General features: G+C 64.8%; 13 protein-coding genes. 8 read left to right on the top strand and 5 right to left on the bottom strand.

All coding sequences use genetic code 11. The features are described from left to right. From ftsY to B5F89_RS09825, 6 genes are read left to right on the top strand one after another with little or no spacing between them, the layout of a single operon-like run. The gene (gene ftsY, locus B5F89_RS09850; RefSeq protein WP_087431604.1) at window positions 1-915 is read left to right on the top strand and encodes a signal recognition particle-docking protein FtsY; all 915 of its coding nucleotides are present in this window, start codon (window positions 1-3) and stop codon (window positions 913-915) included. Between the two features lie 6 nt (window positions 916-921). Continuing rightward, window positions 922-2,409, top strand: a complete 1,488-nt coding sequence (gene ffh, locus B5F89_RS09845) for a signal recognition particle protein (protein ID WP_087431603.1) — start codon at window positions 922-924, stop codon at window positions 2,407-2,409. 50 nt (window positions 2,410-2,459) lie between these two features. Further along, window positions 2,460-3,107: a hypothetical protein gene (locus tag B5F89_RS09840; protein WP_087431602.1), complete on the top strand. Its 648-nt coding sequence runs from the start codon at window positions 2,460-2,462 to the stop codon at window positions 3,105-3,107. 35 nt (window positions 3,108-3,142) lie between these two features. Beyond that, window positions 3,143-3,991, top strand: a complete 849-nt coding sequence (gene thyA / locus B5F89_RS09835) for a thymidylate synthase (RefSeq protein ID WP_087431601.1) — start codon at window positions 3,143-3,145, stop codon at window positions 3,989-3,991. After that, window positions 3,981-4,610, top strand: a complete 630-nt coding sequence (locus tag B5F89_RS09830) for a dihydrofolate reductase (protein WP_343206333.1) — start codon at window positions 3,981-3,983, stop codon at window positions 4,608-4,610. The genes thyA and B5F89_RS09830 overlap by 11 nt, the downstream gene beginning before the upstream one ends. Window position 4,611: 1 nt before the next feature. Beyond that, window positions 4,612-5,502, top strand: a complete 891-nt coding sequence (locus B5F89_RS09825) for an RNA methyltransferase (protein WP_087431600.1) — start codon at window positions 4,612-4,614, stop codon at window positions 5,500-5,502. 305 nt (window positions 5,503-5,807) lie between these two features. On the opposite strand, the gene B5F89_RS09820 is transcribed toward B5F89_RS09825, so the two are convergent. From B5F89_RS09820 to B5F89_RS09800, 5 genes are all read right to left on the bottom strand, one after another. Beyond that, complete coding sequence (locus B5F89_RS09820) at window positions 5,808-6,305, bottom strand: DDE-type integrase/transposase/recombinase (protein WP_087431599.1); 498 nt, start codon at window positions 6,303-6,305, stop codon at window positions 5,808-5,810. 92 nt (window positions 6,306-6,397) lie between these two features. Then, on the bottom strand, window positions 6,398-7,180 hold the full coding sequence (gene istB / locus B5F89_RS09815; RefSeq protein WP_087431598.1) for an IS21-like element helper ATPase IstB: 783 nt from the start codon (window positions 7,178-7,180) through the stop codon (window positions 6,398-6,400). Further along, the gene (gene istA / locus B5F89_RS09810; protein WP_087431597.1) at window positions 7,177-8,427 is read right to left on the bottom strand and encodes an IS21 family transposase; all 1,251 of its coding nucleotides are present in this window, start codon (window positions 8,425-8,427) and stop codon (window positions 7,177-7,179) included. The genes istB and istA overlap by 4 nt, the downstream gene beginning before the upstream one ends. A gap of 113 nt (window positions 8,428-8,540) precedes the next feature. Further along, window positions 8,541-9,332, bottom strand: a complete 792-nt coding sequence (locus B5F89_RS09805; RefSeq protein WP_087431596.1) for an IS3 family transposase — start codon at window positions 9,330-9,332, stop codon at window positions 8,541-8,543. Between the two features lie 196 nt (window positions 9,333-9,528). Beyond that, window positions 9,529-10,944: an MATE family efflux transporter gene (locus tag B5F89_RS09800; RefSeq protein WP_087431595.1), complete on the bottom strand. Its 1,416-nt coding sequence runs from the start codon at window positions 10,942-10,944 to the stop codon at window positions 9,529-9,531. Window positions 10,945-11,160: 216 nt separating this feature from the next. Between B5F89_RS09800 and ftsH the strand changes: the two genes are divergently transcribed. Continuing rightward, on the top strand, window positions 11,161-13,074 hold the full coding sequence (gene ftsH, locus B5F89_RS09795) for an ATP-dependent zinc metalloprotease FtsH (protein ID WP_204230665.1): 1,914 nt from the start codon (window positions 11,161-11,163) through the stop codon (window positions 13,072-13,074). A 236-nt stretch (window positions 13,075-13,310) separates the two neighbouring features. Beyond that, the coding region (locus B5F89_RS09790) for an NYN domain-containing protein (RefSeq protein ID WP_239286745.1) at window positions 13,311-14,203 on the top strand (893 nt) is incomplete at its 3' end.

The following is a 14,203-nucleotide window of genomic DNA, read 5'->3' as shown; positions in this document are numbered from 1 at the left end:
ATGGGTTTGTTTGAGAAGCTGCAACAGGGTCTCGAGCGTAGCCGCGAGGCCATCAACGAGATCTTTTACTTTGGTGGCGAGGTCGACGAGAGCTTCTGGGAGGACCTCGAGGACACGCTCGTCATGGGGGACATGGGTGCCGATATCGCCATGCAGGTGACCGATGACCTGCGTGACCTTGCGGCGCGCAAGAACCTAAAGACCGCCGCCCAGCTGCGCGGTGCGCTTGCTGACCGTTTGGCAGAGATCTTTGTCGAGCCCGAGCGCGACCCGTTTACCTCCACGCCCTCCTGCGTGCTCTTTGTGGGTATCAACGGTGCCGGTAAGACGACGACGGTGGGAAAGATCGCTAGCGCGGCACACGCGGCGGGCAAGCGCGTGGTCATCGGCTCGGCGGACACCTTCCGCGCCGCCGCCATCGAGCAGCTCGACGTCTGGGGCGAGCGTGCTGGCGTGCCGGTAGTCAAGCGCGATCGCGGCTCCGACCCGGCGAGCGTCTGCTACGACGTGCTCGACGAGGCCGACCGCACCTCGGCTGACCTCGTGCTGATCGATACGGCGGGGCGTCTTCACACCTCGCCCGAGCTCATGCGCGAGCTTGCCAAGGTTGTGAACGTGACGCGCAAGCGCGCGAGCAAGATGCGTGCCGGCGCCATGGACGTCTACGTGGTGCTCGTCATCGATGCCGCGACGGGCCAGAACGGCCTCACGCAGGCGAGCGAGTTCAACGACGCCCTCGGCCTCGACGGCATCATCATGACTAAGCTCGACGGCACCGCCAAGGGCGGCATCGCGCTCGCTGTGGCCCAGCGCCTTCAGCTGCCCATCTACCGTGTTGGCGTGGGTGAGCACGTCGAGGATCTGCAGACATTCGATGCGCGCGATTTCTGCCGCGCCCTTGTTGGTGAGGAGTAGCACCCTATGTTCAACAGTCTTTCCGATCGCCTTAACGACACCTTTGACCGCCTGCGCGGCAAGGGCAAGCTTACCGAGGCCGACATCACAAGTGCGATGCGCGACATCCGCATGGCGCTTCTGGAGGCCGACGTCAACTTCAAGGTCGTCAAGGACTTTGTCGCCAAGACGCGCGAGCGCTGCATGACCGCCGAGGTCTTGGACTCGCTCACCCCGGCGCAAAACGTCGTCAAGATCGTGCTCGACGAGCTCATAGAGCTCCTCGGCTCCACGGAGAGCAAGCTTGTCCTCTCGAGCCGTATCCCCAACGTCATCATGCTCGTGGGCCTTCAGGGCTCGGGTAAGACCACTGCGGCGGTGAAGCTCGCCTACCTGCTCAAGAAGCAGGGGAGAAGCCCGCTTCTGGCGGCGTGCGACGTCTACCGTCCCGCGGCAGCCGATCAGCTCGCCACGCTCGGCGGCGAGATCGGCGTGCCGGTCTTCCGCGGTGACGGCGAGCACCCGGTCGAGATCGCCCAGGGCGCCATCCGCGAGGCCGTCGACAAGCTGCGTGACGTGGTCATCGTCGACACCGCCGGACGCCTGCAGATCGACGAGCAGATGATGCAGGAGGCCGTCGACATCAAGCGTGCGGTCAAGCCCGATCAGGTGCTCATGGTCGTGGACGCCATGACCGGCCAGGACATCGTCAACGTGGTCTCGACCTTTGCCGAGCGCACCGACTTCGACGGTGTCATCATCTCCAAGCTCGACGGTGACGCCCGCGGCGGCGGCGCGCTGTCGGTCCGTGCGGTGACTGGCAAACCCATCAAGTTCGTCTCCATGGGCGAGAAGCCCGAGTCCCTCGAGGTCTTCAGCCCCGACCGCATGGCCAAGCGCATCCTCGGCATGGGCGACGTGGTGGGCATCATCGAGAAGGCCCAGGAAGCCGCCACGGCCGAGCAGATGGAGTCCGCCGAGCGGATGCTTCGCGAGGGTCTCACCATGGATGACATGCTTGAGCAGATGCGCGCCGTCCGCAAGATGGGCGGTATGAAGGGCATCCTCGGCATGCTTCCCGGCGGCCAGCGCGCGCTCAACCAGATGGGCGGCAACCTCGACGAGACCATTCTCGACAAGAACGAGGCCATGATTCAGTCTATGACGCGCGAGGAGCGCCTGAACCCCAAGTGCATCAACGGCCAGCGCCGTGCCCGCATTGCCCGTGGCTCCGGTACCACGCCCACTGACGTCAACAACCTCATGAAGCAGTGGGGTGAGATGAACAAGATGATGGGCAAGATGCGCGCCATGACCCAGCAGATGCAGGGCGGCAAAAAGGGCAAGAAGGGTAAGAAGGGCAAGAAGATGCGCGTACCCGGCATGGCGGGCATGCCCAATATGGCCAACCTCATGGGTGGCGGTGGCAACCCCTTTGGCGGCATGGGTGCGGGCGGCTCCGATATGGACATGCTGCGCGCCATGGAGCAGCAGATGAAGGGGCGTAAGTTCTAACACTTCTAGCTTGACGTTTTTTGGATTGTCGTTTCGGGGAGATGGTCGAGATGGGATGCGACCGAGACATCGATAGGGCGGCCGAGGCCTGGGCGTTCCTTCGCGCAGGCGATGCGGAGCGCGCCGCGAATCTTGTGGGGCGCTGGCAGGAGCCCGAGGGCGGCGACCTCACCGGTGTTCCCGCGCCCGATGTCTGCCTCGCGCAGGCGCATATCGCGCTTGCCGAGGGCACCTATGCGAGCGCCATCTCCTGCGCCACGACCGCACTCGGCATCATGGGTACCGCAGCGGACGGCGCAGATGACGGACGCGACGAGCTTGCCCGGTCCTTCCAGCTCGTGATTGCCGCTGCCGGCGACGGGGCGGCAGGCCTTGCGGGCAAGCGCCTCGCCTCCTTTGCCACCCCCGACGACGCCAAGCGTGCGAGCGGCACCTATTCAGGCCTCTCGACCCGCCTGTACCTCACGCGGCCCATCCCTCCCGCGTGGAAGGCGGACCTCATCAAGCACTTCGCCCTCTGCGCAGTCGCCTGCGACACCGCGCTTATGGAGATGTGCAAGAAGCGCGGATCGGTCTTCTCGCGGTTGCGTCGCAAGAAGGACGAGACCGAGCGCGCGTCTGTCGCTCAGCCTCTGCCGCGCTTTGAAGTTACGGGTGCGGTGCGCGAGAGCCGCTGGGAAGAGCTCGCCGGGCGCTGAGACCGGCTTCGATTGAGATAGGGAGGCGCTTTGGCATGAGCAAGGCCGACGTCCAGTTTGTGAAGATGTGCCGCGACATCCTCGACCACGGCACCACCACAGAAGGTGAGAAGGTCCGTCCCCATTGGGAGGACGGAACGCCCGCCTACACCATTAAGAACTTTGGTGTGACGGCGCGCTACGACCTGCGTGAGGAGTTTCCGGCACTCACGCTTCGTCGCACGGCACTTAAGTCCGCTATGGACGAGATTCTCTGGATCTACCAGAAGAAGTCGAACAACATCCACGACCTCAAGAGCCATATCTGGGACGAGTGGGCGGATGAAACCGGTTCCATCGGCAAAGCGTACGGATACCAGATTGCCCAGAAGAGCCATTACCCCGAGGGCGACTTCGACCAGATGGACCGTGTGCTCTACGACCTTGCGCATACGCCGTTCTCTCGCCGCATCATGACCAACATGTACACCTTCGCCGACCTCTCGGAGATGCACCTGTACCCCTGCGCCTACAGCGTGACCTACAACGTAACGCATGCAGAAGGGGACGAGAAGCCGACCCTCAACATGTGCCTCATGCAGCGCAGCCAAGACATTCTCGCGGCCAACAACTGGAACGTCTGCCAGTACGCGATTCTGCTCATGATGGTGGCCCAGGTGTCGGGCATGGTGGCGGGCGAGCTGTTGCACGTCATCGTCGACGCGCACATCTACGACCGGCATGTGCCCATCATCCGTGAGCTCATCGAGCGTCCGCAGTATCCGGCGCCCAAGGTCTCGCTCAACCCTGCTGTCACCAACTTCTACGATTTCACGACCGATGACCTCATCGTCGAGGGGTACGAGACCGGTCCCCAGGTGAAAGGAATCCCCATTGCCGTCTAAGAACGAGGCGAAGCCTCTGGATAACCTTAGCTCCATCGTCGCCGTGTGCGATGACTGGGGCATCGGTCGCGCGGGCGATATGGTCGTCGCCAACCGTGCGGACATGCGCCATTTCGTACGTTGCACCAAGGGGCATACGGTCATCATGGGCCGCAAAACCCTGGAGAGCTTCCCGGGCGCGCGCCCGCTCAAGGACCGTCGCAACATCGTGCTCACGCGCGACGCCGCCTTTGTGCGCGACGGTATCGAGGTTGTGCACTCGGTCGAGGAGGCGCTTGCGCTTCTGGCGCCCGACGAGGAGGCGTGGGTCATCGGTGGGGCTGAGGTGTACCGCCAGATGCTGCCGCTATGCTCGCGCGCGATTGTGACCAAAAACCATTGCATTCGCCCCGCGGACGCCTATTTTCCCGACCTCGATGACGACCCCTCTTGGCGCGTCGCGGCAACCGACGGCGGCTACACGATTGCGGAAGGGGAGGGCGATGCCGGTATTACCTTCGATTTCGTGACCTACGAGCGCGCGGAGCGCAAAGAAGACACGGTTGCTTCGGCGGTTATCGACGCCGCCATCGACCTCGGTGCAGAGGTAGTGGAGCGCATCGTGGACGCGGTGTTCTAGCATGGCGGACATCCTTCGCATCGATGACCTCACCGACCCGCGGCTCGACGCCTACACGCGCCTTACCGAGCGCGAGCTCAGAAGTGTCCTCGAGCCCGAGAAGGGTATCTTTATTGCCGAGAGTGCCAAGGTGATTGAGCGCGCGCTCCACGCTGGGCTCACCCCGGTGAGCTTTCTTATGGGCGAGCGTTGGCTGGACCAGCTTGCTCCGCTACTCGATACCATCGGCAAAGACGTCCCGGTGTTTGTGGCCCCTATGGACCTTATGGAGCAGCTGACCGGTTTTAACGTCACGCGCGGCGCGCTCGCCGCGTTCCGTCGCCCGCCGCTTGTGGATCCGGCAACGTTTCTCGAGGGCCTCTGCAACGCATCCGGCGAGCGCCCGGTGCGTGTGTGCGTTCTCGAGGGCATTGTGGACCACACCAACGTCGGCGCGATCTTCCGTTCCGCCGCCGCGCTCAACGTCGACGGTATCCTCGTGAGCCCCACGTGCTGCGACCCGTTGTACCGCCGTGCGGTCCGCGTGAGCATGGGAACGGTCTTTCAGGTGCCCTGGACTCGCATAGGGGAGAATGCGCGCACTTGGCCGGCGGACGGGCTCGATGTGCTCCACCGCGCCGGGTTCACGTGCGCCGCCATGGCGCTCACCGACAATTCGCGCTCGCTTGACGACCCTGCGCTCCTCGATATCGACCGGCTCGCCATCTTTATGGGCACCGAGGGCGCGGGTCTGGCCGCGCGCACCGTCTCCGGCTGCGACGTTGCCGTGCGCATCCCTATGGCCCACGGGGTCGACTCGCTCAACGTCGCTGCTGCCTCGGCCGTGGCGTTCTGGCAGCTCTGCCCCCATGCGAGCAACAGCTACCACTACCGTCCTGGTATGTTCTCGTAACAGCAGGCGTTCGCGCAGTTGCTTCGGACAACTGTCGCAGTAGTGAACCTGTGCCGTCGCTTCCTACAAAACTGCAGTGGTGAACCCTGCTGATGCTTGCTGCAATAATTGAGGTAGTGAACCCTGCCGGTGCTTTTTGCAATAACTTCAGTAGTGAACCCCAAAATGCGAGATTATCCGTCTCCCATGGCCTCGGGTTCACTACTTCGTTTTCTGCAGGCTTTCTACCAGCGGTATTTGTGCAAGCTATGCTTCGGGGTCACTACCCGGGTTCACGGGGATGCGGACGTTTTCTTGTACACATCCTACAGCGCCACGCCCAGCCTCCGCCTCCTGCCGGCGATCGTCTCGTAGCGGTGGCCGCCGCCGGGCTCCTCGAAGCGCTTGAGCCTCCCGTCCCTGTACCACGCCATGTAGGCGTCGACCTCCGCGCGGAACTCCTCGAGCCCCACCTCGGCCCAGTCGCGCCCGTCGAGCAGCTCGGTCTTGAGCGTGCCGAAGAACCCCTCGGCCGGGGCGTTGTCGCCGCTGCGCCCCGGGCGGGACATCGAGCGGGCGGCCCCGCGCTCCGAGCACAGCGCCTTCCAGCTCGCCGAGCGGTACGGGCCGCCCCCGTCGGTGTGCACCGTCGGCGCCGAGCCCGGCGGCAGCGAGTCCAGGCAGGAGCGCAGCGACGAGTCGCAGAGGGCGGAGTCCGGGTGGAGCGACAGCGACCAGGAGACGGGCATCCCGTCGTAGCAGTCGACCACCGGGCTCAGGTAGCACTTGTAGCCGTCCATGGCGAGCTCGGTGACGTCGGTCACGACGAGCTTGTTAGTGTCAATCTATCTTTCGCCGATTTCACCAACGAACCTCACCCGTTCGCGCCAACGCACATGCGCCGATCCCGCCAGCGTCACGCGCCGCTTCCGGCGTCCCGGTCCGGCGCCAGGTCCTTGGTGCGGTAGGACCTCCCGGTGATCTTCAGCACCGTGCAGTGGTGGCAGAGGCGGTCCGCGATGGCGCTCGCCACCACGGGGTCGCCGAACACCTTCGCCCACGCGCCTATCCCGACGTTCGTCGTCACAATGGTCGACCTCCTCTCGTACCTCCTGGAGACCAGCTGGAACAGCAGGTCCGCCCCCTCCTTGTCCACGTCCAGGTAGCCCACCTCGTCCACGATCAGCAGGGAGAGGTGGGCGTAGAAGCGCATCCTGCGCTCGAGCGCGCCCTTCTCCGCCGCGCGCTTGAGGTCGCCGACGAGGCGCTGGCAGTCGACGAAGTAGGTGAGCTTGCGCGCCCTCACCGCCTCGACGCCGATGGCCACGGCCATGTGGGTCTTGCCGACGCCCGAGCTGCCGACGAGCACGACGTTCTCGCGGCGCTCCAGGAACCCGAGCGACGCGAGCTCCTCGACCACCGGGCGGCTGAGCGAGGGCTGGAACGAGAAGTCGAAGTCGGCGAGCGTCTTCACGTAGGGGAAGTTCGCCTTCTCGACCCTGCGGTCCAGGTCGCGGGCCCTCACCGCCGCGACCTGGGCGTCCGTCATCTCCATCAGGGCCTGCGCGAAGGTCTTGGAGCCCGAGGCGACCAGGGCGGAATACTCGGCGGCCGAGGCCGCCATCGCGTCGAGACCGAGCTCCTCGAGGTTGTTGCGCGCCCGCTCCGGCGCGCTGGCCTCGACCAGCGGGGCGCTCATGCGGCACCGCCCCCTCCGAGCGCGTCGAGCAGCTCGAGGTTGCGGCGCGCGGCCTCCTCGATGTCGCCGTCGGCGCGCCACCGCTTGCCCTCGAGCGCCTCGGCGTAGTGGGCGGGGTCGTAGACGATCGGGCCGCCCGGGGCGCGCGTGTCGTGCACGGCGGCGAGGTCGCCGCCGTCGTAGACCCTGAGGACCCCGTCGGCCGACAGCACGAGCCTGGCGCGGCGCCCGATCATTCGCCTGGGCACCGAGAACTCGCGGCCGGCGCAGCGGACGAGCATCGTGGCCGGCACCTCCTGGTAGGAGACGTCGCCGAGCATCGACTCGAGCAGCCGGCGGTTGCCCAGCGGCCTGAGCGCGTCCTTCTCCCGCATGAACAGCAGCTCCGGGGGCACGCCGGTGGTGCCGTTGGGCTCCTCGTTGCTGCGGCGCTCGATGCGCGCTATCGCCTCGTCGAGGCCCTCCCAGCCGTCGAAGTCCCCCTCGTAGGCGAGGAGCCTCGAGAGGAAGCGGTTCGCGCTCTCCACCTTGCCCTTGGTCTGGGGCGTCCTCGGCGCGCAGAGCACGATGCGGAAGCCGGCCTCGCGGGAGAAGCGCTCGACGCGCGGGTCGCGCGCCCGCCTGCCGTCCCCGCCGACCGCGGCGATCGCGGACATGTTGTCGGTGAGCCACTCGGCGGGGACGCCCCCGAGCCTCACCGCGACGTCGTACATGCAGGCCAGCAGGTCGTCCCGGGTCCTGGTCGGCGACCTGCGGTACAGGTGGCGCCTCGAGTACCCGAGCGTCGCGGAGAACACGTTGAAGCGGTACTCGGCGCCCGAGCGGTCGCGCATCACGACGTCCTCCTTCCAGTCGAACTGGAGCTGCTCGCCGGGCCCGGTCTCGAAGCGGGGGTGCGCCTCGGGGGAGCCGGCGCCCACGGCGATGCCGCGCGTGCGCAGGTAGTGGGTGAAGGCGTTGTAGCCCGGGACGGGCGGCTCGTCGCCGGCGTGCCGGTCGAGCAGGAACTCGTGCAGCCCCCTCTTCGTCATCCCCGGCAGGGCGGCCTTCCCCTCGATCTCGGCGCGGTAGCGGTCGAACCCGCTGCCCCGGCCCTCCCGGCCGTCGGGCGGCTGCGGGCCGCCCCCGTTCCAGTACTTCGCGACGGTATGGCGGTCGACGCCGTACCTCCTCGCGATGTCAGTGAAGTTCGGCTTGGCGCCGCTCTCCTTCATCATGTTCATCTCCCCGATCAGGTTTCTCTCCATATCGCCCTCCCGTGTCTCTGCACGGTCGAGCGTACGCCCGTTGGCGGAAACGGTGAAAATACGTTGGCGCGATCGGCGGGGATGCGTTGGCGGATTCGGCGCGACCCGTTGGTCTAAACGGTGAAACTCAGATTAGCAATAACAAGCTCCCCGGGGGCCGGCGCGGAGAAGTCGTGGTCGGGAGGAAAGTCCTCGCCCCGCGCCCGCCTCGCCGCCGCGCGCTCGCGGGGGACGTTCGCCGGCCTCTCGTCGGGCTCGCCCGCGTAGGAGCTCCAGCGCCTGCGGCGGGGCCGGCGGGCCTCCAGCCCCTCCTCGCGCATCAGGCGGCGGACCACCTTCTCGGAGACCCTCGTGCCGCGTCGGCGCAGCTCGGCGTGAACGCGCCGGTAGCCGTAGCAGCCGCGCCCGGCCTCGAAGGCGTCCCTCACCTCGGCCCTCAGGGCCGCGTAGCGGTCGCGCCCGAGGCGGGCGCGGTGGTACTCATAGGAGCTCCTCGATATCCTCAAGAAACCGGTGATCGAGCGGAGGGGCAGGCCGGTCGCCAGCCTCAATCTCTCCCCGAGCTCGCACTTGCTCCTGTTCGAGATCGATCCCGGCTCCCAGCCGCCCGCTTTTAGGTCGGCCAACACCGCCCTGAGCAGGATGTTCTCTATCTGCGCCGGCTCCAGGCCGGCGAGCGGCCCCGTCGTCGGCGGGTCGTAGACGCCCCTCGGGCACATGCGCGCTCCCCCCGTCCGCCCCTCTCGTTGAATTCTAGCCGACGGGAGGCACGAGTGCGGGAGCCTGCCGGCCAGCCAGTTGCCCACCGCGGTCTCCCCGCAGCCCACCAGCTCGGCGGCCTCCCTCCTGCTCATGCCCTCCTCGACAGCGAGCAGCGCCAGCTCTACGTCGTCCTTGTCGTACATGCGGACCTCCCGTCCGGACGCCCCCCCGGCGTCCAACTTTTTGTCCGCATCCCCCACTACCTCAATTATTGCAAAAAGCGGCGTCGCAGGCTCCTAGGGGGCTCCTCAAGCGCGCCGCTGAATACCCAGAATCCGCTGGCGAACGCCTGAACGGCCGAAGCGGGGCCGCACCGGGCACCCTAAAACCGCGCGCCCCCTATATCTCCACCACGCGGCGCTCGCCGGATTCGCCTTTGAGCTTGGCGGCGCGTGCCTCGGCATGGCGAAGCCAATGCCCCCAGTGATGGTAAGCGACAAAGAGAATCGCCGTAAGAATCCAGGTCACCGGATAGACGAGCAACATCGTTTCGATAGTGTGATGGAGCGGTACAATGGCAAGAAGCCAGATGACGCGGAAGACAACGGTGCCCAGGATGGTGAGGAGCATCGGACGGAAGCTCTCGCCCGAGCCGCGTATCGCGCCGGAGGTGTTGTCGACGATCGAGTAGAACAGGTAGAACGGTGCGATGAAGTGAATCATCGTGGTTGTGTAGGCGGTCACATGGGCGTCGTCGATGAAGATGCGCGAGAGCGGTCCCACAAACGCGACGAGGAGTGCCGAAAGGCCGCCTACGAGGGCGACGGTGATTACGAGCGAGGTGTGGTAGCCGCGGCGCATGCGCTCGTAGTCGCGCGCGCCGAAGTTCTGGGCGGCAAACGTTGTCATGGAGACACCGAGGGCCTCAGTGACCATCCACACGATTGCGTCGAGGCGGCTCGAGAGGCCCCAGCCGGTCACGGCGTCGGTGCCAAAGGTGTTGACGGTGGACTGCAGAATGATGTTTGACACCGAGTAGACCGAGGACTGGATGCCTAGGGGAAGCCCCGTTGTGAGCATGCTTGCGCAGATGCGCCTGTCGATGCCGAGGCGGCTGGGGACGAGGCGCCAGGCGCCGGGGGCGCGCATGAGGCGTGCGCAGATGAGCGCAGCATTGATGAAGAGCGTTGTCGCGGTTGCGATGCCGCAGCCCATGGCCTCGAGGCCGAGCAAGGCGACAAGGATGTAGTCGAGGACGGCGTTGATGACGCAGCCACTTGCGATGATGAGGGCAGGTGTGCGCGTATCGCCGACCGAGCGGAGAAGCGCCGAGCCCATGTTGAGTACAAGCGAGAAGACCATGCCCGCCGCGTAGCAGCGCGCATAGGGCACCGCCTCGGCCATGAGCTCGTCGGGCGTCCCCATGAGCTCGAGCACGTGCGGGATGAAGATGACGCCGGCGACGGATAGCGTAAGGCCGAGTGCGAGCGCCACGGTCATAGCGGTGTGGATGGCGCGCGAGAGCCGCTCGTCGTCATGGCTGCCAAAGAATTGGCCCGAGATGACGGCGCATCCGGCGCCCACGCCAACCGAGAAGCCAACGGCGAGCTCGAACAGCGAAGCAGTTGCCTGCACGCCGCCCAAGGCGAGCTTTCCGCCAAACTGACCCAAGATAAACGTGTTGATGAGGGCATGTGCCTGCTGGAAGAACGAACTGAAGAAAATGGGGACGCAGAGTAGCAGAAGCTGCTGCCAGATGATGCCCTGGGTGACATCGAGAGACTGCCGTGACTTGGTTTGCTTCGTCTGCGCCATGCGATACCCCTGCTGCCTTTACGGGACGCTCATCCCGCACATTCCCCAAACCGGACTATCATACAAACCGCGCGGGCGCGACTCAATAGCTCGCGTGGACGCTCGTCTGTAAACGGCCATTCCGATAGGGCCGGGGGAGTGCGCAGCAGCTCGGTTTACGGAGCGAGGACTTGGGTATCCTCAAATCATTGCACCAACCCGATGGGAGACACTTCTATGGAAATGGATGACCATAAGCGTAGACGCAACATGATCCTCTACGTGATTCTTGCGATGGCTGTCTATCTTGTGTTGAGCACGCTGCTGTTCCCCAACCTCGGCCAGCGCGTCCAGATCAACCAGGTGAGCTACACCCAGTTCTTGCAGGATTTGGACGACAAAAAGGTAGCGAGCGTCGACTACAACACTGGCGATGCGACCGCAGTCTACACCCTCAAGAAGGACGTGAAGGACGACGGTACGGTTGAGGCGGCCTACGAGACGACGGTCATGCCGAGCGACTCGGACCTCACCAACCGCATCGTCGATGCCGGGGCAACGCTCGATGTGACCATTCCGAGCAACGACGGCAACGCCTGGATTTACTTCCTCATCTACTTCAGTCCTATCATCATCTTCCTGCTCTTTGGCTGGTGGCTGAACCGCCGCATGAAAAAGGCGATGGGCGATGACGGCCCGTCGATGAACTTTGGATCTGGCGGGTTCGGCGGCATGGGCGGCGGCCTCGGTAAGAGCGGCGCGCGCATCGTTGCCTCCAAGGACGTCGGCGTGACCTTTAAGGACGTCGCCGGTCAGGAGGAGGCCAAGGAGTCCCTGAAGGAGGTTGTCGACTTCCTTGAGAACCCCAAGCGCTACGAGGACATCGGCGCGCGCCTGCCGAGGGGCGCTCTGCTCGTAGGCCCTCCGGGCACGGGTAAGACCCTTCTGGCCAAGGCCGTTGCCGGCGAGGCCGGTGTACCCTTCTTCTCCATCTCGGGTTCCGAGTTTGTCGAGATGTTCGTGGGCCGCGGCGCTGCCAAGGTGCGCGACCTCTTCAAGCAGGCAAACGAGAAGGCGCCCTGCATCGTCTTCATCGACGAGATTGACGCCGTGGGCAAGCGCCGCGACGCGGGCCTTTCCACCAATGACGAGCGCGAGCAGACGCTGAACCAGCTCCTGACCGAGATGGACGGTTTCGACAACCACAAGGGCATCGTCGTTCTTGCCGCCACGAACCGTCCCGACTCGCTCGATCCGGCGCTTCTGCGCCCTGGGCGCTTCGACCGCCGCGTCCCCGTCGAGCTTCCCGACCTTGCCGGTCGTAAGGCAATCCTCGAGCTCCATGCCAAGGACGTGAAGACTCAGCCGCCCATCGATCTTTCCGCCATCGCGCGCGCTACGCCGGGCGCCTCGGGCGCGGACCTCTCCAACATCATCAACGAGGGAGCGCTTCGAGCCGTGCGCCAAGGCCGTGCCCGTGCCACGCAGGAGGATTTTGAGGAATCGGTCGAGGTCGTCATTGCCGGTCAGCAGCGTAAATCGACGGTGCTCTCCGACCATGAGAAGCAGGTCGTTTCCTACCACGAGATCGGGCACGCCATCGTTGCCGCCAACATGAAGGAAGGCGCGCCCGTCACCAAGATTACCATCGTGCCGCGTACCTCTGGCGCCTTGGGCTACACCATGCAGGTGGAGGAGGACGAGAAGTTCCTTACCACCAAGCAGGAGGTCCTCGACAAGCTCGCCGTCTACTGCGGTGGTCGTGCGGCGGAGGAGCTCATCTTTGGCGAGATGACAACCGGTGCCGCCAACGATATCGAGCAGGCGACAAAGCTTGCCCGCAACATGATCACGCGGTTCGGTATGTCGGACGAGTTTGGCATGATGGCGCTCGGTACCGTGCAGAACGCCTACCTCAACCAGGACACGTCGCTCACCTGCGCGCCGGGTACCGCTGAGCGCGTTGACGATGCGGTTCAGAAGGTCATCGAGGCTGCGCACGCCCGCGCCCTCCAGGTGCTCAAGGAGAACAAGTTCAAGCTCCATGAGCTTGCGCGCTATCTCTACAAGAAGGAGACCATCACGGGCGACGAGTTCATGACGCTGCTCAAGCGCGAGAACCCGCTCATGCCGCCCAAGCCCCAGGCGTAGGCGATCAGCCGGTAGGTTGGCCGCCCCTCCCGATCGCATATCCCTCTGTGCTCAATAATTCTCGGAAAGCCCGCTCCCAGCGGGCTTTCCTGTGAAACTGCGCCAGAGGGATATGCGATCGGAAGGGGCGGCCTCTTGGGTTGAGGTCCTGCCCTAGAGTTCCTGTGGGCTTGACGTGCTGGTTGTGCGCGCAGGGTACCATGGGGGTAATCCTGTGTTTCAGAAAGGCTGGAAACGTGTCTGACAACGACCTTCGGTTCGCGATTCTTATCGATGCGGATAACATCGCGCCCAAATACATCAAGATTATTCTCGACGAGGTGGCAAATTCCGGCGTCGCCACGTACAAGCGCATCTACGGTGACTGGACGAGTCAGAGGCTTACGTCGTGGAAGGATTGCCTGCTCGAAAACTCGATCATCCCCATGCAGCAGTACAGCTACACCGCGGGCAAAAACGCTACCGATTCGGCGATGATCATCGATGCGATGGACATCCTCTACTCCGGAAATGTCGACGGGTTCGCCATTGTGAGCTCGGACTCCGACTTCACGCGCCTCGTTGCGCGCTTGCGCGAGAGCGGCATGCAGGTTATCGGCATGGGAGAGCAGAAGACTCCCGAGCCCTTCATTTCCGCCTGCAATCAGTTCAAATACCTCGACCTGCTCTACGCCTCCCGTGCAGACGAGGGCGAGGATGACGCAGACGTCTCCGATTCGGGGGCGACCGAGCGCCGTGCCCGTCGTCATCCCGGTGATGCGGGTGGAGCACGCGCAGCTGGCGCGGGTAACGGCGGCGAGGCCGCGGGAGATGCCGTGAACTTTGCCGAGATGAGTCGCGCGGCGCGGCGCAACCACATGAAAAAGATCCGCCAGACCATCAACGCTATCATCGACAAGTTTTCCGATGACGACGGCTGGGTCGCGCTGGGGCGCGTGGGGGATGAGCTTGCCAAGCGCCTGCCCGACTTCGATGTGCGCAACTACGGTTTCAAGAAGCTACGCCCGTTTTTGAAGTCGCTCGGGACTGCGGACGTTTTCCTGTACATCCTACACCGCGTAGCCGAGCAGCCTGCGGTTCTCGTCCGGCGTCCTCCAGCCCAGCGCCGCCGACGCCCGCTCCGACCGGA

The sequence above is a fragment of the Collinsella sp. An307 genome, from assembly GCF_002161805.1.
GTDB lineage: Bacteria > Actinomycetota > Coriobacteriia > Coriobacteriales > Coriobacteriaceae > Coprousia.
Note: the sequence above shows the minus strand (reverse complement) of the source record. Positions and strands in the feature narration are given on the sequence as shown.